The sequence below is a fragment of the Natrinema altunense genome (assembly GCF_000731985.1).
Lineage (GTDB): Archaea > Halobacteriota > Halobacteria > Halobacteriales > Natrialbaceae > Natrinema > Natrinema altunense.
Window position 1 is genome coordinate 30,088 of the sequence record NZ_JNCS01000005.1, and the last position, 23,081, is coordinate 53,168.

Consider the following 23,081-nt stretch of genomic DNA (forward strand, 5'->3'; position numbering starts at 1 on the left):
ATGTTCATCCTCGACGACCTCCTGCTTCGGCCGTTCGTCGGTATCATCGACGCGCTCCACTCGATCGCGCTCGACGAGCTGTACGATATGGAGGCGCTCGAGGACGATCTCAAGGAGAACCAGCTGTTGTACGAACTCGGCGAGCGCTCCGACGAAGAGTACCGGCGTCGCAAGGAGGAACTCGAGGCGGAGCTCGAGACCGCCCGCGAGGTCCACGAACGCCTCTCGAGCGGCCGCGTGGAGGTGAAACGATAATGAGCGAGACTCCCCCGCACGACGACCGCGACGAATCGCCCGACGACTACCGAGCCGACGAGGACGACCACTGGCTCTCCAGCCTGCTGTCCGCGCTGGAATCGCTCGAGAGCGGCGCGGCGTCGACCTCGGGACGGCGACGGAGCGACCGTACGATCTTCGATTACGACATCTCGATCCGATCGGCCGACGATCTCGCCGCCGAGTCACCGCTCGATCGAACCGAGGGCGATGTCGGACGGGATCGCGATGGCGGCGGCGACTATCGTCGCCGATCGACGGGTCCCTCGAGCGATCACAACGTGGCGACCCGAACGGACGACGACGAACTGCTCGTCACCGCCGATGTCGCCGGTGCCGATCCCGACGACATCACGGTCGGCTTCGACGACGCGATGCTCGTTATCGCCGTCGAGGGGGCCGAAATCGACCGCATCGAGGTTCCCTGGCAGAAGCCGGACTCGAGCGCGACGATCAAGAACGGGGTACTCACCGTCCGGATACGGCCCGGTGCGGCAGCGAGCGAGGGCTCGACGGACGGGGAGGACGACGGATGAGCGACGACGAGACCGAGAAGGCGTTCGACGCGCTGATCGCGGACGCGATCGAGAGCATCGGTCGGCTCGAGGAGGCCCTCGCGAACAGCGAGACGATCGACGACCTCGACGACGACACCGTCGAGACGCTCGTCGGCGACCTCGATACCCTCCGACGGGTCGCCGAGGAACTCGGCGAGTTGCTCGAGGCGCTCGATCTACGCGAGTTGCCGGACGCGGTCGACGGGGATGCCCTCCTCGACGCGATCGAATTCGGGGAGGTCCCGGACGTGCTGGCCACCGAGGACGAGGGCGTCACCGACCTCGTCGACTTCACGGAGCTGATCGGTGCGATCGACCTACTGAACGCCTGGAACGCCGCCGATCTGACCGCCGTCTGGGAGAACAAACGCGAACTGGACGACGCCCTCGACGATCTCGCGGACGGCGACGACGCCGGGCTGGTCGAGGATACGGTGTCGGATATCGCGACCGGCGACGACGGTGACGAACTGCTCGGCGACGACGGAGACGGCGTACTCGACACCGGGATGGACGCCGGTACCGCGGCGAAGCAAGCCCTCGGCGACATCGACGTCGCGGACGATCCGGCGGCCTATCAGGTCGCCATCCAGCAGCAGGCGATGCGGGGCATCGACGCCTTCCGGACGGCGCTGCTCGAGACCCACGAGAAATTCGAGCAGCTATACGAATTCAACCGCGAGAAGATGCGCCGACAGGACAGGGGGACGAACTCGCGGAACCCGACGGCGTCCTCGACGATGCCGGTCGACCGGCGCGACCTCGGCGGCGGGGCTCGCTACGCGACGGTGCCACAGGATGTCAAACTTTCCACGGCACCCAGCCGAACGCGGATCTACGGCCGCCGGTTCGAACTCGAGCGGGAACGACAGCGGAGGCAAACCAATGACTGACCCACCGATCCGACGACCACGCGACAGCGAGATGAGCCCGACGACCGACGCGGCCCGAGGACGGCCCCGGACCGGAGGCGATCACGATGGTCGATGACTTCCAGCCCAGCCGTCAGAAAGCGGACCTCGCCGAGATCGTCGAGATGCTACTGGACAAGGGAATCGTCATCAACGCCGACATCGCCGTCTCGATCGGCGATACTCAACTCCTCGGCGTGCAGGTCCGGGCGGCCATCGCCTCCTTCGAGACCGCGGCGAAGTACGGCCTCGAGTTCCCCGAGGGAACCGACATGCGCCGGGTCGCCGAGGCGGTCGACGACCCCGAACTCGCGGCGCAGGACCGCCCGAACCCGGTAATCGATCTGACCCGCGGCGTCAACGTCACGGCCGCGGAAGACGCCGACGGCGAGACGGGGTCCGCGAGCGGCGACGCGGGCGGCGAGTCGACCGAGAGCGAGCGGGCCATCGACGATGAGGCTCTGGTCAGCGAGCGGCTCGGTGCCAGGCCCGACCCCGGGCGGCCCACCAGCGGCGGGTTCGACCTGCTCAGCGACGACGCCGATAGCGACTCGAGCGATACCGATTCGACCGGAGACACCGACTCGAGCGACGAGGACTCCGCGCGGGATGCGGCCGCGCCCGAGACGGAGGGAGAACCCGATTCGGAGGGCGACGAACCGTGACGGCGATCGACGTCGGCGACGGCGAGGACGCTCGCGATGGACTGATGACCTTAGTTATCGCCGTCGTCGAGATCCTGATCGACGCCCTCGAGCGCGAGGCGGTCCGGCGCATGGAGTCGGGGGGCCTCACCGACGAGGAGATCGAGCGGCTGGGCGGCCAGCTCGCCAGGATCGAGGCCGAGATCGATCGGCTCAAAGCCGACGAGGGGATCGAGGACGGCGTCGACGACCTCCGAAGCGATCTGGACGGGCTGGTCACCGACGCGATCGAACAGCTCCACGACGAGCCGACGACAACGACGACCCCCGGCCACTCCGTCTTCGGGGGTGAGTCCGAATGAGCGACCGCGACGGGTCCGGCGACCGGCTCGAGACGATCGAAGGGGCGGGGACCGCGGAGCCGGCCGACGTCCCCTCGATCGACGAGGGACGGTACCTCTACTGTCTCGTTCGGGCCGACGCGGACGCCGCGCTCGAGACGACCGGCGTCGACGGGGAGCCGGTGTCGATCGTCGCCGTGGACGGCATCGGCGCGGTCGTCCACGCCTGCGACGGCATCTACGACTCGGGCGACCTCGCCCAGATCAGGCGCTGGCTCGTCCGCCATCAGACGGTCGTCGACGAGGCGGGCCAGGCCTTCGGGACGCCGATCCCGTTCCAGTTCGATACGATCCTTCGGGGTGACGACGACGGCGTCCGCGAGTGGCTCCGCGAGGAACGGGACACTCTCGAGCGCGCCCTCTCAGAACTCGCCGGCCACTGGGAGTACCGCGTCGAGGTCGTCGAGATCGACCCGGTCAGCGACGCGGCGCTGCTCGAGCGCGACGAGCGGTTGCGCGAACTCGACGAGCGGATCGCCGACGCCGACGAGGGGACGGCCTTCCTGCTTGAACAGCAGTTCGAGCAGCGGGTGACCGAACTCCGGGCGGCCCGCCGGGAGTCGGTGACCGCGGACCTCCAGGGGCGACTGGCAGCGGCGGCACGGGAAGTCCACGCGCTCGAGCGGTCGCCGAGCGCGCAGTTGTCGGACGACGTAGCCGGCAGCGCCTCGGACTCGAACGACGACGACGAGACCCTCTGTCGGCTCACCCTGCTGGCCCACGAGGACGACGAGGAGGCGATCGGCTCGATCCTCGACGACGTGGCGGCAAACGACGGGCTCGAGGTCCGGTTCACCGGCCCGTGGCCGCCGTACACGTTCGCGCCGGAGTTCGGCGGTGACGGCGACGGAACCACGACCGATCACACGAATTCACGACCATGAGACCGCGAAAGGACGACGAGAGCCTCGTCGACGTGCTCGACGTACTGCTCAGGGACGGCGCGATCCTCCGTGCGGACGTGATCGTCTCGGTCGCGGAGATCCCGCTGGTCGGAATCAGACTCACCGCGGCGATCGCCGGGATGGAGACGATGAACGAGTACGGCCTGTTCGAGGACTGGGACGCCCATCGTCGGATGGCGGCCGCCGGTCGCCGCACCCACTACGACGACCCGGACTCGGAACTCGAGGACCTGACCGAACTCGGCGTCGGCCGGTCGCACGACGAGCAGACGGCTCGGAACGGGACGGATGAATAACGGCGCGATTCGCGCTCGAGATGAGAGGTGCGGCCATTATTGAATCCGCAGAGGGCGGCAGGACTCATTGGTTGATAGCATGTTCGACGCTGTAGGCTGGTGCAGTAAGTGTAATCTCACGGAACTGGCGGCACCATGTCCGCACTCGGACGACGAAGCCGTACGAGCGCTCGATGACTGAGTTTACCGTTTCATAGGTCGATCCCTGATTGTACAGTTCGCCCTCGACCCGCGCATTGTGCGCATGGTCGTAGTAAATCGGCCTGTAATGACTAACACGAAAATGATAGACGGATTACGTATCCCTCAGCACAGACTCGAATTCGGCGATCCGCTCGGAGAATTCATCGTTTGCGACTCCACGTTCAGTTGCTTCTCGCTGGAATTCTTGTGCACAATCCAATAGTGAGTTACAGAATTCAGCGGTATCTACGACGTATCCCCGCGCGCTTTTCGGGGTGGGATACGGGACAGTGAGTTCTCGATCTACCTGCTCACGCGTCTGGAATGCTACTCGGATCGTGTCGCTGCTGAGTGGTTCGAACACGAAATACGACCGATGTCCCTCCAATAGGTATTCGATGGTCTCATATCTATCAATATTCCCAGAATATAATTTCTGGGCGATATTAATCAATGCCGGCAAATCAAGCGCGAGGAAATCTCCGACGTATTCAGGCGCCCAGTCCTCCCAGGATTTCTCCGCCTCATTTTCATATATATTGACTCGTGTTCCGTCTACGCTAATTTGAATGGCACCGCCTCCTGTCGAAATCATCTCCGGTCCGTCAGCTACCTCTATCTGCACTTGGACTGGTCCGTCAGTACGCGTATTCATGGAAGTTCCTCCACGTTAGTACCATTTAATGGATATGCTGTCACGATTTGGCTACTCCTGTCGTAGACTATTTTGACCGCGCCGATCCCCGAAGGCAGCTCAGATCCCTTATATTCGACTGTCCGATACCCATTGGCTTGAACAGAAATTTCATCCTCGGTCGCACTTTGAATTGCGTTCTTGAGTGTTTCCTTGATCGATGGTTCATCCATGTCACTCGGAAAGGCTGTCGCAGTACGCTGTTGGCTGGTTTCTGTCCCAGGCTCGATCGGCCACGTACCTGGGGCTTCAGGATGGACGTGTCGGGCTACGATATGCTTCCAGTCATGTGCACCTTTATCGAACGTGGTTCCCTCTTCCCATTTGTCGGTCTGTAGCAGCACCGCGAGTTCTCGCGGAATATCTGTTTCGGGACCGGCAGAATATATTGCTGCCTCAACATCCTCGACGGTGAATTCAGCGTTTTCTTCTAGTTTCTCTTTCAGCCAAGTGTTGTTGATGTCGTCTAGACGCTCTTCAAGATCGCTTTCAAACGTGTCCGTCCCTGGAAACCGATCTGAATCTGAAACGATTTCCTGGAGTTTTGCCACAATTTCTTCGTTCTTTGGCATCCGGTGGATGCCATTTTGATCCGACTGCTGACGGGTATGCGTTAGTTCGTGAGCAAGCAGATATTGGCCTTCAGAACTCTCGGGAACGTATTCTCCAGTATTGAACGCGATGTGCCTGCCAACAGTGAATGCCCGTGCGTTGATGTCTTCGCAAGCACTCGCGGCTTTTGGCCCAGTGTGGATCTGCACGTCACCGAATTGGGCGTCCATTCGCTCCTCCATTTCGCGCCGGATTTCAGGCTCCAGTGACCGACCTGATGAGGAAACGACCGCTCGAACGCTGTCAGGAACTCCAGTATCTCCAGTAGGAACTGTACTGATGTTCTCTTGATTGTTGCGTTGAACTGATCTCGCGTTCTGTCGCTCGATGTCTTTCGGGACCTCTGGTGGCCGTTCCTTCTGGCGCTCCCGGAAGGCATCCATCTCGTCGTAGTCATCCATTATCTCGATGGGCATCCCCTGATCCACACGCCGGCGTAAAACTCCAATCCCCGTCCTGAACGCAATGTCTGTGAGTTTCTCCGCTTGGCCGTCAGCGTAGGGTTCCACCCCGTAGAGATTTTCACACTCTTCTGGTGTTCTCTCAGGTTTCGACGACTTGCTCATCATTGAAGTAGGCTGAGGTATTCGGATTCGCGAACGCGAAGAAGTGTTTCGACTCTTGGATCGTTGATTCCTCTTTCCACCCATATATTTCTAATTAAACACAAACCAGATAAAACACTAGGATCGTACTTTCTTGGAGTGTAACAGCAAAATAGGGCGGACGGCGACGTTATTTCCTCAGTGAAGCAAGTAGTAGAGTACATCCAGACTGTCGGTTTATTCATCAAAGCCCTGAACCACCGACTCATCCGACGCCGTTTAGTAATTCAATAGGGCCGAGGAGTGCCGAGAGACGAGACGCGCTCCGGGAACCGAGGCTGTACAACGACCGGTATCGGCTGCGCCCCCGGACGGGGGCCGCCAGTCAGGCGTATTTCGGCCGTTCGGTCGTGTGCTCGACGTCGCCGGTGACGGTCTCCTCGTCGCTGTCGTCGTCGTAGACGTACTGCCCGGTCGCGCCACAGAGGGTACATTCGTAGGTCTCGGAAATCTCGTTGATCATCTCGCCGTCCTCGAAGTAGACGCGACTCTGCGTGATCTGCAGGAACTGGGCGGTCTCGCAGTTAGTGCAGGTGATCATACCCGTTCGATAGCCATCACCGGTTGTAGTTATCCGGCTTGTAACCGAAAGCGACGACCGCCTATCACGGTTTTACCCGGGTTGCGGGCGGTAACGCGGACGCGGGCGGGCCTGACCGCCAGCCGCCGTCGCTCGAGCCGGGCCGAACGCCAGTAATAATCGCATAATCGCCCGAGGCGACCGGAATCGGTAGCGGGGTCCGCGAATCGATCCGGCCGCTGCAAACATGGCTTTCCCAACGGAACGAGCCGGTTACCGTGGTCCGAGTTCCGCTGGCGTCTCGCTGCTCGATGGACACTGGTGACGCGGTACTCATCGGGAGCTTTGGCTCCCGCGATCACCCGTCTCCCTCGGGGGACGCCGTCGGAAGATCGATGGCGACGCGATCACCCGTTCTCGCTGCCTCGTACGCCGCCTCGGTCAGCGCCGTTACCCGGAGCGCGTCCCGGACCGTCGCCGGCGGTTCGCTCCCCGTCTCGATGCTCTCAAGGAAGGCGTCGGCGCGGGACTGCTCGCCGTGAGGATCGACGTACGGGAGGTACTCCCCGGCGTCGGAATCGATCTCGCGGACGGTTCGCGATCCCCACTGCGTTCCCTCGAGATAGACCGCGCCCTCCGCGTCCCAGAGGTGGATGTGCTCGCGAACCGACGGCGCGTCGCCGTGAAAGGAGAACGTGCCGCTCGCCCCGTTCGCGAACTCGACGTCGAGGTGGGCACGGCGATCGACCCGTCGATCGTCGTCGTGGAAGTCCATGCTCGCGGCGACGGAGACCGGTTCGAGGCCGGTCGTCCAGAGCACGCCGTCGAGGACGTGGCTCCCGGTATCGTACAGAAAGCCGCCGCCCGACAGGTCGGGCTCGAGCCGCCAGGTCCCACGCGAGTCGTCGATCCAGTCCTGCGTGATCGAGGCGGTCAGCCACGTCGGTTCGCGATCGATGAACCGCTCGCGGGCGGTTCGGAACGCCGTCTGGAGGTGTCGCTGGTAGCCGACCATCACGGTCCGGTCGCTCCGTTCGACCCGCTCGACGAGGTCGCGTGCCCGTCCGAGGTCGGTCGTCAGCGGCTTGTCACAGTAGACGTGACAGTCCCGCTCGAGGGCGGCGACGACCTGCTCGTGGTGGAGGGTGTGGGGGGTGCCGATCAGGACCGCGTCGAGCGACGCAGCCGCGAGCATCGCCGGGTACTCGGCGTACCGGCCGTCGCCCGGCACGTCGAACTCCCGACCGACTCGCTCGAGACGGTCCGCGTCGAGGTCGCAGATCGCCGCGACGGTCGCGTCCGGATGGCGGTGGAACTGCCCGCCGACGGTCGTACCGATGTAGCCGAGGCCGACGATACCGAGCCGAATCGGGCGTGACGAAGCGCCGTCGGTCATACACGCTCGAACGATCCCCAGCGCCATCCCTCTAGCGGCGTCGCAGGCAAGCAGCCGCCGCGTACCATCATCAGGGCGACCCAGCGCGTCGGCCGTCGTCCAACGAGGCGAGGTCGACCGCGGTGCCGTCGAGTTCAACCCGTAGCAGCGGTCTACAAACGGCGTAGACGGGACCTGTCGTCGGATCGGGCTCGCTACCGGCGTCCAAACCGCCGCATAACAATACCCGACCCGTCCGTTAGCCCACGTGCGGGGAGGAAAGGCCCCGCCGGGTACGCGCGCAGACCGACGCGCTGACCGGCCGATTGCGTGCGTTCGTGCCCGGATCGCTCGACGTGGATTCGCCCCCGCTTCGAGTACGCTCATGTCTCTCACGCCCAGGGCGGTTCCCGCCCCGCCCGGGTTTCGCGATGTCCGTGCCGAACAGCGACGGTTCCCGGGGGTCGGCTGCTCGCGATGCGACGTCGACGATCGACTCCGTCGATCAGTCGCGTTTCGGAAGCGGGTCAGAACTCCGTAATGACCGGAATACCGACCGTCTCGTAGTCGTCCATCGATGCTAGCGTCTCCGGTGCGTCCTCGAGCGAGAGCGTGTCGCCGATGATCTTGCTCGGCTCGAGCGTGCCCTGTGCGATCAGGTTGAACAGCTCCTCGTAGCGGACCAGCGGCATACCGAACGAGCCATGGAAGTCGATCTCCTGCATCGTCATGACGTCGACGGGGAGTTCGATCTGGCCTTCTTCCTCGCCGGTCGTGAGTCCGACCTGAACGTGGCTGCCGCGGGTGCCGAGGCTGTTGACCGAGTTCCGACAGGTCTCGGCGATCCCCAGCGCGTCGATCGAGACGTCGGCACCGTCGCCGGTGAGTTCTCGAACCGCGGCCGGCGCGCTGTCGACCTCGGTGCTGTTGATCGTCTCGACGGCACCCAGTTCCTCGGCGCGCTCGAGTTTGCTGTCGAGGACGTCGATCGCGATCGGGTGTGCGCCCAGCGCCTGGGCGATGTGGATCGCCGAGAGTCCGACGCCGCCACAGCCGTGGATCGCGACCCAGTCGCCGGGTCGGAGGTCGGCGCGGTCGGCCAGCGCGTGATAGGCTGTCATGAACCGGCAGCCGAGGCCGGCCATCTCCGCGAACTCGACCTCGTCGGGGAGTTTCACGCAATTGAAGTCCGCCTCACGAACGGGAAAGGCCTCCGCGAACGCGCCCGGTGCGAACTCCGAGAGGCCGAGCGGGATGACCGTCTCGCAGTTGTTCGCTCGCCCCTCGCGGCAGTGGGAACAGCTGCCGTCGCCGAGGTGGAACGGTACCGCCACGCGGTCGCCTTCCTCGAGCGTCTCGACGTCGGCGCCGACCGCCGACACGACGCCAGCGGGCTCGTGGCCGAGGATCTGTCCCTCGGGAACGCCCGCACCGATCCAGCTCCAGTCGCCCTGCCAGGCGTGCCAGTCGCTGCGACAGATCCCGCATGCCTCGGTCTCGACGATGACCTGGTCCGGTTGCGGTTCCGGATAGTCGACGTCTTCGACCGAGAGCGGTTCCCCATGTTCCTCGAGTACGGCTGCTCGCATGGTCCGAGGTAGAGTCAGAGAGTATAAAAGTGTAGGCGGTACGTACTCTATTCATAACAAACTCTCCGTGAGTTTTTCGCTGTTGTGTGTAGTTCGATTCCAGCCTGCTGGGCCACTATTGACCACTCAGCCCGAAATTCGATAGCCGAGATCGAAAACGGACTGTCGATGTATCCGCTTCGGATAATGTTGGGGGTGTTGGAACGTGTGAGGGTCGAACGTCCTTTGCCACTGTCGTCGATACGCACTCGTCGAGTCGATGCGCCGCGAGAACACGACCGGTACTCGACGAAAAGAACTCTCTGATTTGCTAGCATAAGCTAAAACCAACAGTATTGGGATAGCGGTCCAACGCGATTAGAGTGCGCTGGCGCTCCGCTTTCGGTCACAGTCGACACGAAAAACGCTCGTTAGCGCTTGTTGGTCGAAATACCCGTTCCGGCTGGATTCGACTCCGACTCAGAGCGAATCAACGGAGATCACCGGCCGAAATAGTGAGTCGAACGGGGAGATCGATTCGAAACGGACTGATAGGCCGTGCAGCGCGCTGACTGTCCCTCTCTCGTCCCACAGGGGATTCATCGAGAACCGATTCTCGACGGCGGATGTTCGCAGCCTCGATACATCAGTTATAGCTCATTATAGTAGATATAGCAGGATAGATATGAATACTGGAAGAGGTATCACGAGAGGATATGGACGCGAGTGGATCGGTTCGTAGACCCGTTTCCCGTCCTCGAGCCGCGACCGGGCCGGACCCGGTCTCGTTCCTCGAGATGCCGACTTCGGGACGACGCTCTCTACCCGTACATGACGGTCCGTGAGGACTTCCAGTTCGGGCACGGTCCAGGTCGAGTCCATCCGAATACCGGCCGCGTCGCCCGGACCGACGGGCCGACTGGGATCGCGGTAAAGAAAACCGCCGGCCGTTCGGCCTCGTCGGTGACCTCCGCTGCCCACACTTCGTCGGGCACGACCGGCAGCGTCCCGTCAGTGAGTGAGTCGTACGAGACGGTCGGAGCCGCGACCGTCACGCCGCTCGCCAGTTCGTCGATGCCGACACCCGCGACATCCGCGGCCGCTGCGAGTTTCCCGAAACTGTCGAGACGTGGCGTGACGGTCGTCAGATCGCACGCTGTCTCGTCACCGATAGCGCTCAGTCTATACTGGTCGCCAGTGGAGAGGCGCTACTACCGCGTGGCAGCACGAATTATCCAACCATCATAACGATACGTTCACAGAACTGTTCAGTCTGACAGAAGAATCGGACGACAAGAATTATGAGCGAACGGACCGATGTCCGACTGTATGCCCGATCAGCGATTGAACTACATTAGCGGCGAGTGGTGCGAATCGCACACTGGGGAAACCTTCGAAACGACCGATCCCGCAATTCCCGGAGACGTCGTCGCGACCTATCCGGAGTCCGACGCCGAGGATACCGAGCGGGCGATCAACGCGGCGCGCGAGGCAAGCGGCGGGTGGGGGACGACGCCCGGCCCCGAGCGGGGTCGCATCCTCGCGCGGACCGGCTCGCTCCTCGAGGAGCGCAAGGACGAACTGACCGAACTGCTCGTCCGGGAGGAAGGAAAGACCCGGAGCGAGGCCGGCGGCGAGGTACAGCGGGCCATCGACATCTTCCGTTACTACGGCTCGAAGGCCAGCGACATCGGCGGCACGATCAAGAGTCCGAGTGCGCGTGACACGAAACTCTACACGAAAACCGAGCCGCTGGGCGTCGCGGGCCTGATCACCCCGTGGAACTATCCCATCGCCATTCCGGCCTGGAAGATCGCACCGGCGCTGGCCGCGGGCAACGCGGTCGTCATCAAGCCCGCCACGCTCGCGCCCGGTGTCGTCCACGAGATGGCGAGCGCGCTCGAGGAAGCCGGCCTTCCGGACGGTGTCATCAACGTCGTCACCGGGCCCGGCAGCGAAGTCGGCGAGACCATCGCCGGCCACGAGGCTGTCGACGCCGTCTCCTTCACCGGCAGCACGGCGGTCGGAAACACCGTCTACGACACCGCGACGGAGGACGGCAAGCGCGTCCAGCTCGAAATGGGCGGGAAGAATCCAACCGTCGTCAGCGACACGGCGGACGTCGACAAAGCTGCCAGAATCGTCGCTAGCGGCGCGTTCGGCGTCACCGGCCAGGCTTGTACGGCCACTTCCCGCGCGATCGTCCACGAGGATGTCTACGACGAATTCGTCGACGCCGTCGTCGACCGCGCCGCCGCGATCGAGCACGGCCACGGACTCGACGACCCCAGTATGGGTCCCCACGTCAGCGAATCCGAACTCGAGAGCACGCTCGAGTACGTCGATATTGCGCGGGACGAGGGCGCGACCCTCGAGTACGGTGGCTCGACGCTGGACCGCGAGGGCTACTTCGTCGAGCCGGCGGTCTTCTCGGGCGTCGACTCCGAGATGCGAATCGCCCAGGAGGAAGTCTTCGGCCCGGTGCTCGCAGTCCTTCCAGTCGGCGACTTCGACGAGGCGCTGGCTGTCGCCAACGACGTCGACTATGGACTCTCGGCGAGCGTCGTCACTGACGACCACACCGAGGCCAATCGCTTCGCCGAGGAGATCGAAGCCGGCGTCGTGAAGATCAACGAGAAGACGACCGGCGTCGAACTCCACGTCCCCTTCGGCGGCGTGAAGGACTCCTCGAGCGAGACGTACCGCGAGCAGGGCGATGCAGGCCTCGATTTCTACAGCATCAGCAAGACGGTCTACGACAACTATTGACGAACGGGCGACGCTCGACAGTGATCGGCAGCGGTACCGTTTTTTCGGTGATGGCGGCCGACGGATGTCCGCGTGTGCCGAGAGCGAGAGCGCGTTCTCTAATACCGAAGGATCGTGCGACAATCCCACATTCTTGACGGAGAATGTTACAAGTATACGTCTGTAAATTTGGGTCGGGACCGACACCCGTTCTGCCGGAGCTCGGACCGCTTACGGAGTCGGTCCGAACGTTCCGCAGTGAATTGCGCGGGTGACGGCGGCGTCGCCGCCTGTCGATCAACACGAGCGTCGTTCAGCGACGATGGGCGCGGATATTAGCGTCGAGAGACTGCAAACCGGGACCCGTCCCTCGAGATCCCCGCCCCGTGGTGTCTGCTTGGTCTCGAGCGCGGCAACCCCTCGGTCACGGTCGAACACGACAGCTTCGACGCGGAACGGGAGATGGAAGTGGAGTTCGATTACTTCGCCGACCGGCTCCTCGGCGACGGCGAGATCCCTCCCGACGGTCGACACGGGTTGCGGGCCATGCGGATCATCGAGGCCCTCCACGACTCCGCGGAACGGGGTGAGCCGGTCGTACTCGCGTGACTCACGACGGGAGGCCGTCGAGCGCTACCCGTGCTGTGCGTCGACCGTCGCCACGGCCGCGAGGTTCACGATATCCTTGACCTCGTCGCCGCGCTGGAGGACGTGGACCGGTTCGTCCATGCCGACCAGCATCGGGCCGATCGCCTCGGCCCCGCCCAGGCGCTGGAGCAGTTTGTAGCCGATGTTCCCGGCTTCGAGGTTCGGGAAGACCAGTACGTTCGCGGGCTCCTCGAGGTCGGTGAACTCGTACGTGCCGGTTAGCATCTCCTCGACGACGGCGGTATCGGCCTGCATCTCCCCGTCGACGGGGAACTCGACGGTGGGGTCCTCGCGGAGTCGGCGGGCCGCTTCGCGGGGCTTGCGTGTCCCCTCGTTGTCGACGCTGCCGAAGTCCGAGTACGAGAGCAGGGCGGCGCGGGGCTCGACGTCGAACCGGCGGGCCAGATCGGCGGTGTGGCGGGTGACCTCCTCGAGAACGTCCTCGGTAGGTGCCTGATTGACCGTCGCGTCGGCGACGAAGAACACGCGGTTCTTGAACGTCAGCATGTAGACGCCGGCGGCGTACTCGGCGTCGTCGGCCGTGCCGATCACCTGCAGCGGCGGCCGGAGCGCGGACGGGTAGTGGTTCGTCAGTCCCGTGAGCATCGCGTCGGCGTCGCCGCGGTCGACCATGACGCTCCCGAAGTAGTCGGTGTCGTCACGGATCATCGACTCCGCCTCGCGGCGCGTGATGCCCTTTCGCTTCCGCCGTTCGTAGAGGTGATCGGTGTACGCCTCGTAATCGCCGCTCTCGGGATCGACGACGGTCGGATCGAGTTCCAGGCCGAGGTTCGCGACGGTGCTGCGGATCTCGTCTTCGTCGCCGATCAGGATCGGCTCCGCGATTCCCCGTTCGACCATCTGGGACGCCGCTCGCACGATCGTCTCGTCGGTTCCCTCGGCAAGCGCGATCCGCTTGGGATCGGATTTCGCCTTGTTGAGGACGACCCGCATCATCTCCCGGGACTTGCCCAGACGCGCCTCGAGTCGTTCGACGTACTCGTCGATGTCGCGCTCGACGCGGGCCGCACCGGAGTCGATCGCCGCGCGTGCGACCGCGGGAGCGACCTCGAAGAGGACGCGGGCGTCGAGGGGTTTGGGAATGATGTAGTTGGGGCCGAACTGGAGCGGTTGATCGCCGTAGGCTTTGACCACCGAGTCCGGGACGTCCTGCCTGGCCAGATCGGCCAACGCCGTCGCCGCGGCGACTTTCATCTCCTCGTTGATCTCGGTGGCGCGGACGTCGAGCGCGCCGCGAAAGATAAACGGGAACCCCAGAACGTTGTTCACCTGGTTCGGGTAGTCGGACCGTCCCGTCGCCATGATGACGGTATCGTCGCGGGCGGCCTTGGCCTCCTCGTAGCCGATCTCCGGGTCGGGATTCGCCATCGCGAAGATGATCGGGTCGTCGGCCATCGATCGGACCATCTCCTGGCTGACGATGCCGCCGGCCGAGAGGCCGACGAACACGTCGGCACCCCGCATCGCGTCCGCGAGATCGCCCTCGGGGAGGTCTCGAGCGAACTGCCGACTGTACTCGTCCAGATCCCCGGATTCGGCCCGCTCGGTCGTCAGCAGACCGTCGATATCACACATGGTGATGTGCTCCCGACGGACGCCCAGCGAGACGTAGAACTCGGCCGTCGCGACCGCGGCCGCACCCGCGCCGGCGAAGGCGACCTCGATGTCCGCGAGGTCCTTCCCGGAGATCTCGACGGCGTTGAGCAGGGCGGCACCGCTGATGATGGCGGTACCGTGCTGGTCATCGTGGAAGACGGGAATCGACAGGCGCTCGCGGAGTCGCTCTTCGATCTCGAAACACGCCGGCGCTGCGATGTCCTCGAGATTGATGCCGCCGAAGGTCGGCTCCATCGCGGCGACCGACTCGACGAACGCGTCCGTGTCGTCCAGATCGAGTTCGATGTCGAAGACGTCGATGTCGGCGAACCGTTTGAACAGCACGCCTTTGCCCTCCATGACTGGCTTGGAGGCCTGCGCGCCGATGTCGCCCAGCCCGAGGACTGCCGAGCCGTTCGAGACGACGCCGACGAGGTTGCCCTTCGTCGTGTACTGGTAGGCCTCGCCCGCGTCCGCGTCGATCTCCCGACACGGCGCGGCGACGCCGGGCGAGTACGCGAGCGAGAGGTCCCGCTGCGTGTTCGTCGGCTTCGTCGTCGCGATTTCGATTTTGCCCGGCGGGTCGGTCCGATGGTACTCGAGCGCGTCGTCGTCCATGTGTGGTCGTGTGTCTCCGGCGGACCGACAAAAGAGTACGGCTGTGCTCGTTGGCTGCGCGACCCGGAACGGACATATTCCAGAAACATGATTGGTCCGTACCGCAGCATAGACGCGCCGCGGTCGGGACACCGATACGACCGGCCGCCGGCGGCGGGGTCGTCTTCCAACTGGACTCTCGAGACGGCCGTCTGACTAAGTGCCCGTGAGCGATCAGTTCAAACGAACAACGGCGATAGGCGTCCTCCCGCGGTCCGGTACTTACGATCCGCGTCACGGGTCGAAGACACTGATCGTGGTCGCCGCTCCGCCGTGACGGGACAGCGAGAGTGACCGGACGGAAACTCGACACTCAGCCCTTCACGTTTACAGCCATAGATCAGTAACTCATCCCGTCGTCGGTCGGCCGCAATCGTTCTTCTCGCCATCCGAATCGGTTCTGTAACTACTTGGATCAGAGCGCGGCTGTGACGGTAACTCCTATCCGATAGTTCGAACGGCGTCGATACCGCGTACGGCGTACTGAACGCCCTTTCGACCGTCTGTGGGACGGGTATAGCAGATGGAAATATACAGCTGAAATGACAGTCGCCTCCTTACTATCCATAACTATCGTTATAGTACCGGTTCGGTTTGCCGGTGGGGCAAGGACCCCGAACGGACTGCGGGTTCTCCTGACGGTAATCACAACATTTGTACGACAGGCATCAGTGTCATTGGGTATGACGGACGACTCGAGCGGCGGACGCCGAACGAAAGTCGAGCGAGTGATGGATCGGTACGACCTCGAGGAGTGGGGGGAGCGACTGGAGGCCGAGTGGGTCGGCGACGGGACCGAGCGAACGAGCCTGCGCGACCTCGCGACCGAGTTCAATCAGGCCGTGCTCCGGGCCGCCGTGCGCGATGCGGGCTCGTCCGTCTTGGATACGGACATCGATTCGCTCTATCGAACGCTGACGAACGACGACGTGTCGCGATCCGACGCGGTTCGGAAACGACGCGAACTCGAGCGGTCGGGGGTCGATATCGACGACGTTCAGTCCGACTTCGTGACTCACCAGACGATCTATACGTATCTCACGAACGTCCGCGACGCCTCCCTTCCGGAGGAAGACCCCGAGGATCGCATCGAACGGAAGAAAGAGACCGTCCAGCGCCTCGCCGGCCGGACGCAGGTCATCACGGAATCGACGCTCGAGGAACTCGGGAACGCGGGCGAGATCACGGACCGGGAGTACGAGGTGTTCGTCGACGTACGGACGATCTGTGGCAACTGCGGTGCCGACTACCCGATCGCGGACTTGCTCGATCAGGGTGGCTGTGACTGTGACGGGTCCGATGCCGTGTGAGTGCGTCTCGGAATAACGGCCGTAACCAAATAGCATTTAGTTCAGCGGCGAGAAAAGGCAGTCGTGTCATCTCCAGAGTCAGTCACCTCGTCGATCACCGTCGCGGCCGAGAACATCGGCGGCATCGACAGCACCGAAGTACGGCTTCAACCCGGCGTGAACGTCCTGACTGGCCGGAACGCGACGAACCGAACGTCGTTCCTCCAGACGATCATGGCGGCGCTGGGCAGTCGGCGATCGTCACTGAAAGGCGACGCGGACGCCGGCCGCGTCGAACTGGCCTTCGACGACGAACAGTACACGCGGTTCCTCGAGCGCCGCGACGGCGACGTCGTTTTCGACGGCGACCCGTACCTCGACGATCCGGAACTCGCCGATCTGTTCGCCTTCCTGCTCGAGTCCAACGAGGCGCGTCGCACCGTCAGGCGGGGCGACGATCTCCGCGATCTCATCATGCAACCGATCGATACCGACGAGATCGAAGCGGAGATCAACGCGCTCGAGGCCGAGAAGCGCGACCTCGACGAGCGCCTTGAGCAACTCGCCCAACTCGATAGCGAACTCCCCGCCCTCGAAGCCGATCGCGCCACGCTCGAGGACGAGATCGAGACGACGACCGAGCGGATCGACGAACTCGAGGCCGACCTCGACGCGTTCGACCTCGACATCGAGGCGAGTCGGGAGCGAAAGGACGAGATCGAGTCGGCGTTCGCCGACCTGCAGGACGCGCGAACCGAACTCGAGTCGATCGAGTACGACCTCGAGACCGAGCGGGAGAGTTACGCCGAACTCGAACGGGAACGGGACGACCTCGAGGACGAACTCGAGGCGTTCGACGACGGGGAGGAGTCGCCGGACCGACTCGAGGGGCGGGTTCAGGAGCTTCGCAGTCGGAAACGGTCGCTCGACACGACCGTCAGCGAACTCCAGAGCGTGATCCGGTTCAACGAGGAGCGACTCGCCGACGACGGGATCGACCTCGATCTCGACGAGTCCGACGGGGCAGCCGAGGGGGACGGCGACGATCTCACCGACCAACTGCTCGCGGAGTCGGACGATGTCGTCTGTTGGACGTGTGGCTCGCAGGTCGACCGCGACCGGATCGAATCGACGCTCGATCGGTTGCGCTCGCTGCGCCAGCGAAGGCTCTCCGAGCGGAGCGACCTCCAAGAGCGGATCGACGACCTCTCCGACCGACAGAAGGAGCTCCGGGACCGACGCCGGAAGCGCGGGGAGATCGAAACCCGGCTCGAGGCGATCGAGGACGACCTCGAGCGCCGTTCCCAACGGATCGCGGAGCTCGAAGCCGACCGTGAGGAACAGCAGGCACGGATCGACGACCTCGAGTCGGACGCCGAAACGTTCGAGAACGCCGAATACGGCGAGGTCATCGAGACTCACCGCGAACTGAACCGACTCGAACTCGAACTCGAGGACCTCGAGGCCGACCGCGACGACGTGCAGGAACGGATCGAGGAGATCGAAGGGAAAATCGAGGACCGAAGCGATCTCGAGGATCGCCGCGAGACCGTCGAAGCGGAGCTAACCGACCTCAGAACGCGCGTCGACCGGATCGAGGCGAACGCGGTCGACGCGTTCAACGAACATATGGAGTCGATCCTCTCGATTCTGGAGTACCGAAACATCGACCGCATCTGGATCGAGCGACGCGAGAAGACGGTTCGGGAGGGGCGGCGGAAGGTCACGCGAACCGCGTTCGAACTCCACATCGTCCGAACGACCGAGGACGGCCGGACGTACGAGGACACCGTCGACCACCTCTCGGAGAGCGAACGCGAGGTCACGGGACTGGTCTTCGCGCTCGCCGGCTATCTGGTCCACGACGTCCACGAAATCGTTCCGTTCATGCTGTTGGACTCGCTCGAGGCGATCGACTCGAACCGGATCGCCGACCTCGTCGAGTACTTCGAGGAGTACGTCGACTGCCTGGTCGTCGCCTTGCTTCGCGAGGACGCCGAGGCGCTGTCGGAGTCGTATACGTACGTCGAAGAGATTTAACTCTCGCGGTCAGTGGTCCTCCCGACGCAGTCTCGCTGTGCTCCCGTCGACAGCAGTGCTTCGCTCCCATCGATGGCGTTCCCGTAGCCCAGTCGTCGATAGCGGTCGCTCGGCGCGTTCACCGGGTCGACTGGAGATAGTATGAAATGAGACCGATGAATAATTGGAATCATATGGAGAAGTATACGTATGGCGGAGTCCTGGTTTTCGAGCAGAGGACAGTTCACGGAGAAGACGGCACCCGGTTAAATAGGCGTGTAGGGTGCACAAACACTCGAGATTGATTCGGTATCCCGACCGACCTGATCGTTCGCCGGAGTCGATGAGCCGATATCGCTGACCGATACGATACTACATACAGAGCGAGTATCCGGCCGGTACGGACGAACAGCAAACGACACGGCGAGCGAAGTCCGTTTCGGTGCCATCACGGACATCTCAGATGTGGATGATTGCTGTATCGTTTATTATTCGGTCGTAACATTGGTCTCGTGTTCTAGGAGACGGACGGAGATCGCTCTCCACTCTCGCTCGAGTCCGACGGTGAGCGAGCCCGGTCACGGACCGATCCGTGACGGTTTTCGAGCCGAGTCGGCCCGGTGGTGTCACGCCGACGGCGCGGCCACGGTGCCCCGAGACCACCCCGTCCGCACGCGGCAGCGGCGACCTGCTCTAACCGCGCTCGGGTCCTCCGGGTGGCTCAGTCACCGGGCGTGGACTCGGGCCGATAGCCGCGACTGATGACTTTCCAGTGGCCGGCGGCGAACCGGTGGTACGTGACGACCGCCGGAACGAGCGTCTCGAGGATCAGCGCCGCGTAGAGCGCGCCGATCCCGAGCGGCGTGACGGCTCCGACGGGACCGAGGGGAATCGAGACGGCCCCGAGGGCGGCGACTGGAAGCGCGAAGACGTAGAGCCCGAGTACCTGGCCGTAGAACGGCCAGCGGGTATCCCCGCTGGCTCGGAGCGGCCCGGTCGCGCCGCCGCTGACACCGCGGAAGACGACGCTCACGCAGGCCACGACGATGAAGGTCGTCACCAGCGGCAGGATCGACGGATCGTCGACGAACAGCCGGCCGACCTGTTCGGCGACGACGAGGACGGCGGCCGCGCTGCAGAGATAGACGGCGGTTCCGAACCAGAGCACCTCTCGGCCGTACGTGTCGGCGTCACTCTCGTCACCGGTGCCGAGTTCCTGGCCGACGAGACTGCTCGAGGCCAGCGAGAAGCCCCAGCCCGGCGTATCCATCAGATCGCGGACGCGGCGTGCGACGACGTAGGCGGCCACCACGTTCGGCCCAAACAGCGCGACGATGGCGAGCATCGGGAACTGTGCGGCCCGCCTGGCGACGTTCGTACACACGAGCGGGGTTCCGATGTCGATCACGTTTCGGATATCCTCGAGGGACGTATACGGCCGCGAACGGTCGATCGTCACGGGGAACTCCCCGATCACGGGGAGCCGGCCGACGGTGAACCCGGTGACGAACGCCGCCAGTACGAGGACGTTTGCCAGCACCGTCCCGATGGCCGCGCCGACGACGCCCCACTCGAGGACGAACAGCAAGACGGCGTTGATGGCGACGTTGGCGATCGCGCCGCCGGCGCGGACGGTCATGGGCGTCCACGCGTCGTCGGCACCGACGAGCGTCCGACTGGCGATCAGGTTCACCGCGGCGAAGGGCACGCCGAGGGCGAGGACCCGGAGATAGGCAGCGCCGTAGGCGATCGACGCCGCGTCGTTCCCGACGAGTCCGATCAGTCGCTCGGGAACGGTCCAGTAGAGGACCCCGAGCGGGACGGTGATCGCGACGACGACGAGCGCGCTGGTCGTCACCGCCAGCGACAACTGTTCGGTCGCGCGCGCGCCGTAGCGCTGCGAGACGAGACTGATCGTTGCTCCGGCGACCCCGCCGCCGACGGCGAACGCGATCGACCAGAACGGGGTCGCGAAGCCGACGCCGGCGATCGCCGCCGGACCCAGGGCGATCCCGACCATCGCCACGTCCGCCGCGGATTTCGACATCCGGGCGATGCCGGTAACGATCCGCGGCCAGGCGAGATCGGTGGTCCGCTCGACGCGCCGGGCGTCGACGATCCCCGCCCGCGCGAGCAGAGACCCAATCGACAGCAGGAGCCACCGGAGCGGATTCGGCACTCGAGAAGCCACGCTAGATCGGTCACGGCTCAGCGCTAAAACGTTTTATCTCTCAGCAATACGTCATGGACGATTCCGCGGGATGGCCGACGGCTGTCGTGGATCGGGAGCAAACACCACGTGCGCCACCGCGGTGCGACACGATCGAAGTTGGCCGACACCTGAGACGCGGGGGCTGTGCGGCCCCATCGGCCCGTTTCGTGGACGCGATCGATCGAGCCCTCGGTTCTCGGATCGATAGCGCCCGATACCTGACGGGTTTATCACCCCCGAGAGCATCGCTTACGGCAAGTGACACGGGGCGCTACGTGATGACTCGCGACGATCGATACAAGCTGTTCGGCGTCTACGTCTCGGAACCGGTCTTCGACGCGCTCGAGGCGTACCTGTACGAGTCGGCCGGCGTCGTCGACTACGAGGGCTACTTCGATCCGTCCGACGCCGGCGTTCCCGTGGGCGATCCGGGTGCTGACGCGACCGATCGGCTCGTCTCGGACGTGGTCGCGGAGTTCGCGGCCCTGTACGACGCGGCGGACTTCGCGGCCGCCCGGGCGGTCGACGCCGACGCGTTCATCCTCGCACAGCTCGCCGCCGAGCCACGGACGGTGACGCGGGCCCGCGAGCGCTTTCAGGCCGCCGCCACGATTCAGGAAACCGATAGTCGAACGGTCCACACGGCGATCCTGGCGGCCGCTCTCGAGGGCGACCCCGACCTCGAGTTGGAGGAGTGATGACGATCGATAGAGAACCGGAGCCCGGTCTCGACGAGCGGCCTCGCCGTCACCTCCCTCGATCGCCGAACGACGCTAAGCCTCCTGTAGATCGACGATACTCACCCAGTGGTCGGCGTACTCGGCCTCGTGGTCGCTGGCGTCGCTGTTCGCGTCGGCCCAATCGGTGTACTCGCTCTCGAGGTCACAGCTGTCGCACTGGAGCCGGTATGCCATGTTGTAAATTACCACTCGAGTCGGCTTAAGTCTCACCGCCGGTCACGCACAGCGAGACGGTGTTCGCTTTCGGCGATGTCGGGTCGACCCCTAGCGAACGAGCGCGGGACCGTTGGGTCGCCTGCTCGGTTTCGAGGGACGATACCGGTTGCAGCGGTAGTGTCCGTAACGTACCGCGACTTACGCCGGTTGTAGGGAACGAAGAGGCTGGAGGCCGGCATGCTATCCTCAGTCGTGATAAGTCATGGCGGCTGGAAGGACTGGGAGACGTTCTGCGAGCACTATCCGGGCGAGTTCTCACTGGATGTGTACTGTATATACCTGAAGATTGGAATCCAAACCTGAATTAGACAACTGGCTCGACGACCACGTGGTTGTGCTTGAGACGAGGGGCTTTCGCACGACCAGTATCTTCGTATTCGATGACGTCGATCTGTGCGAGTGCCTGAAGATCACGGCTCACTACACCCTTGTCGTAGTCCAACTCCTGTGCGAGAGCACGCACCGATTTCGGACTCTGTTCCTTCAAGTAATCGAGGATGTCTAAGCGGCGATCGTGGAACACGTCCTCAGCCTGTTCACGGGCAAGGACAAGCGTGTCTGGATAGCCGTGTTGCGTGAGCGTTTCCGAGAACGCAGCGCGTAACGCCAGATGCTCATCGATGTCCGCCTCTTCGCGTTCAAACTCGTTTGGATCGGGGACCGAGGCTGGTGGTTCTTCAAATTCAGGCATCTTCATCACTCTCTAACCGTTGTTAGAATTGCAACGGTCATAAACCTTCGGAACTGTGCCTAAGATGGTTTTTCCAAGCGATTTCTGATATCCTCAATTGGTATCGTAGCTTTTAAGTCAGTCCAAGCACAATGTAAGAATGGAGAGAATCTGCTACGCCGGCCGGCGTTCTCCGATTTCTACTATTCGAGTAGCGGCCTTCTACACCGTGAAATCACCAGCATGAGAGCCGGGGCTATGCTGGTACGACGGTGCGCGCGAGCAGACCTCCGTGATTGAATGATGAATGCGCAAACGAACACGACGGCTTCAGATGTACAGGTGATGAACGATGGAACGGTTTGACAGTATAGCCCTTGGAACCTACCGAGGAGACGGATATTTCCTCGTCGGGTATGTGGAACCCGACCCCAACGACAAAGATGGCTACGATCCTAAAGTTGATGCCGACAACTACGGGCGGTCACTCGTTCAGAAAGCCGAGTCACCTCTGGACGAGAACACCGAAATCGTGGGGATGGACACGCGGCACGGTCAACCCCATCTGGACAAGGAGTATCTTCCGCCCGACGCCGATGAGGAGAAGAAGATTTGGTTGGACGATGACTACGGGTTCTACCAGATGAGGGACTACCTTTTGGAGAACTGGGAGGATTACGCTGACCTCCACATCTACTACAACGAGTAGCAGTCCGCA

General features: G+C 63.4%; 21 protein-coding genes and 2 pseudogenes. 13 read left to right on the forward strand and 10 right to left on the reverse strand.

Annotation, left to right across the window (positions count from 1 at the left end; all coding sequences use genetic code 11):
* From gvpF to gvpM, 7 genes are all read left to right on the forward strand, one after another.
* Window positions 1–255: a gas vesicle protein GvpF gene (gene gvpF / locus ALTAJ2_RS11160; protein ID WP_007109511.1), complete on the forward strand. Its 255-nt coding sequence runs from the start codon at window positions 1–3 to the stop codon at window positions 253–255.
* The gene (locus tag ALTAJ2_RS11165) at window positions 255–812 is read left to right on the forward strand and encodes an Hsp20/alpha crystallin family protein (RefSeq protein WP_007109512.1); all 558 of its coding nucleotides are present in this window, start codon (window positions 255–257) and stop codon (window positions 810–812) included. The genes gvpF and ALTAJ2_RS11165 overlap by 1 nt, the downstream gene beginning before the upstream one ends.
* Entirely contained in the window at window positions 809–1,726 is a 918-nt protein-coding gene (locus ALTAJ2_RS11170; RefSeq protein WP_007109513.1) for a hypothetical protein, read from the forward strand. Before ALTAJ2_RS11165 ends, ALTAJ2_RS11170 begins: the two co-directional genes overlap by 4 nt.
* Window positions 1,727–1,812: 86 nt before the next feature.
* Window positions 1,813–2,409 (forward strand): gas vesicle protein GvpJ, encoded by a 597-nt coding sequence (gene gvpJ / locus ALTAJ2_RS11175; RefSeq protein ID WP_007109514.1) that lies wholly within the window; start codon window positions 1,813–1,815, stop codon window positions 2,407–2,409.
* Window positions 2,406–2,750 carry a gas vesicle protein K gene (locus ALTAJ2_RS11180; protein WP_007109515.1) on the forward strand — a complete coding sequence of 115 codons (345 nt, stop codon included), beginning with the start codon at window positions 2,406–2,408 and terminating at the stop codon, window positions 2,748–2,750. Before gvpJ ends, ALTAJ2_RS11180 begins: the two co-directional genes overlap by 4 nt.
* Window positions 2,747–3,673, forward strand: a complete 927-nt coding sequence (gvpL, locus tag ALTAJ2_RS11185) for a gas vesicle protein GvpL (protein WP_007109516.1) — start codon at window positions 2,747–2,749, stop codon at window positions 3,671–3,673. Before ALTAJ2_RS11180 ends, gvpL begins: the two co-directional genes overlap by 4 nt.
* Window positions 3,670–3,990, forward strand: a complete 321-nt coding sequence (gvpM, locus tag ALTAJ2_RS11190) for a gas vesicle protein GvpM (protein ID WP_007109517.1) — start codon at window positions 3,670–3,672, stop codon at window positions 3,988–3,990. Before gvpL ends, gvpM begins: the two co-directional genes overlap by 4 nt.
* Before the next feature lie 64 nt (window positions 3,991–4,054).
* On the opposite strand, the pseudogene ALTAJ2_RS20100 reads toward gvpM, so the two are convergent.
* The 6 genes and pseudogenes from ALTAJ2_RS20100 to ALTAJ2_RS11215 form a co-directional block, all read right to left on the reverse strand.
* Window positions 4,055–4,243 (reverse strand): annotated as a pseudogene (locus ALTAJ2_RS20100) (IS5/IS1182 family transposase); the annotation flags it as partial.
* A gap of 42 nt (window positions 4,244–4,285) precedes the next feature.
* The gene (locus tag ALTAJ2_RS11195) at window positions 4,286–4,828 is read right to left on the reverse strand and encodes a hypothetical protein (RefSeq protein ID WP_007109518.1); all 543 of its coding nucleotides are present in this window, start codon (window positions 4,826–4,828) and stop codon (window positions 4,286–4,288) included.
* Window positions 4,825–5,880, reverse strand: a complete 1,056-nt coding sequence (locus tag ALTAJ2_RS11200) for an eCIS core domain-containing protein (RefSeq protein WP_204367388.1) — start codon at window positions 5,878–5,880, stop codon at window positions 4,825–4,827. Before ALTAJ2_RS11200 ends, ALTAJ2_RS11195 begins: the two co-directional genes overlap by 4 nt.
* 529 nt (window positions 5,881–6,409) lie before the next feature.
* Window positions 6,410–6,625, reverse strand: coding sequence for a hypothetical protein (locus ALTAJ2_RS11205; RefSeq protein WP_007109520.1), 216 nt, complete (start codon window positions 6,623–6,625; stop codon window positions 6,410–6,412).
* Between the two features lie 337 nt (window positions 6,626–6,962).
* Window positions 6,963–8,000 carry a Gfo/Idh/MocA family protein gene (locus tag ALTAJ2_RS11210; protein ID WP_049900419.1) on the reverse strand — a complete coding sequence of 346 codons (1,038 nt, stop codon included), beginning with the start codon at window positions 7,998–8,000 and terminating at the stop codon, window positions 6,963–6,965.
* 506 nt (window positions 8,001–8,506) lie between these two features.
* Entirely contained in the window at window positions 8,507–9,568 is a 1,062-nt protein-coding gene (locus ALTAJ2_RS11215) for a zinc-dependent alcohol dehydrogenase family protein (RefSeq protein WP_007109522.1), read from the reverse strand.
* Between the two features lie 1,308 nt (window positions 9,569–10,876).
* Here ALTAJ2_RS11215 and xacF point away from each other — a divergent pair.
* Both xacF and ALTAJ2_RS11230 read left to right on the forward strand, forming a co-directional pair.
* Complete coding sequence (gene xacF, locus ALTAJ2_RS11225) at window positions 10,877–12,316, forward strand: 2,5-dioxovalerate dehydrogenase (protein WP_007109524.1); 1,440 nt, start codon at window positions 10,877–10,879, stop codon at window positions 12,314–12,316.
* A gap of 375 nt (window positions 12,317–12,691) precedes the next feature.
* Window positions 12,692–12,904: pseudogene (locus tag ALTAJ2_RS11230) on the forward strand (oxidoreductase); the annotation flags it as partial.
* 24 nt (window positions 12,905–12,928) lie between these two features.
* On the opposite strand, the gene ALTAJ2_RS11235 reads toward ALTAJ2_RS11230, so the two are convergent.
* A complete protein-coding gene (locus ALTAJ2_RS11235) occupies window positions 12,929–15,178 on the reverse strand; it encodes an NADP-dependent malic enzyme (protein WP_007109526.1) in 2,250 nt (749 codons plus the stop codon).
* 722 nt (window positions 15,179–15,900) lie between these two features.
* On the opposite strand from ALTAJ2_RS11235, the gene rdfA reads away from it, so the two are divergent.
* Both rdfA and ALTAJ2_RS11245 read left to right on the forward strand, forming a co-directional pair.
* Window positions 15,901–16,527 (forward strand): rod-determining factor RdfA, encoded by a 627-nt coding sequence (rdfA, locus tag ALTAJ2_RS11240; protein WP_007109527.1) that lies wholly within the window; start codon window positions 15,901–15,903, stop codon window positions 16,525–16,527.
* 63 nt (window positions 16,528–16,590) lie between these two features.
* On the forward strand, window positions 16,591–18,546 hold the full coding sequence (locus ALTAJ2_RS11245; RefSeq protein WP_007109528.1) for an archaea-specific SMC-related protein: 1,956 nt from the start codon (window positions 16,591–16,593) through the stop codon (window positions 18,544–18,546).
* 700 nt (window positions 18,547–19,246) lie between these two features.
* Here ALTAJ2_RS11245 and ALTAJ2_RS11250 read toward each other — a convergent pair.
* The gene (locus ALTAJ2_RS11250; RefSeq protein WP_007109529.1) at window positions 19,247–20,704 is read right to left on the reverse strand and encodes an MATE family efflux transporter; all 1,458 of its coding nucleotides are present in this window, start codon (window positions 20,702–20,704) and stop codon (window positions 19,247–19,249) included.
* A gap of 311 nt (window positions 20,705–21,015) precedes the next feature.
* On the opposite strand from ALTAJ2_RS11250, the gene ALTAJ2_RS11255 reads away from it, so the two are divergent.
* Entirely contained in the window at window positions 21,016–21,435 is a 420-nt protein-coding gene (locus ALTAJ2_RS11255) for a hypothetical protein (protein WP_007109530.1), read from the forward strand.
* A 75-nt stretch (window positions 21,436–21,510) separates the two neighbouring features.
* Here the strand turns inward: ALTAJ2_RS11255 and ALTAJ2_RS19725 are convergent, their stop codons facing one another.
* Together ALTAJ2_RS19725 and ALTAJ2_RS18710 are read right to left on the reverse strand one after the other, a co-directional pair.
* A complete protein-coding gene (locus ALTAJ2_RS19725) occupies window positions 21,511–21,651 on the reverse strand; it encodes a hypothetical protein (protein ID WP_007109531.1) in 141 nt (46 codons plus the stop codon).
* A gap of 346 nt (window positions 21,652–21,997) precedes the next feature.
* The gene (locus ALTAJ2_RS18710) at window positions 21,998–22,390 is read right to left on the reverse strand and encodes an HVO_A0114 family putative DNA-binding protein (protein WP_007109532.1); all 393 of its coding nucleotides are present in this window, start codon (window positions 22,388–22,390) and stop codon (window positions 21,998–22,000) included.
* 325 nt (window positions 22,391–22,715) lie between these two features.
* Here ALTAJ2_RS18710 and ALTAJ2_RS11265 point away from each other — a divergent pair, with 325 nt between their 5' ends.
* Window positions 22,716–23,072 (forward strand): hypothetical protein, encoded by a 357-nt coding sequence (locus ALTAJ2_RS11265; RefSeq protein ID WP_007109533.1) that lies wholly within the window; start codon window positions 22,716–22,718, stop codon window positions 23,070–23,072.
* The last annotated feature ends 9 nt before the right edge of the window (window positions 23,073–23,081 follow it).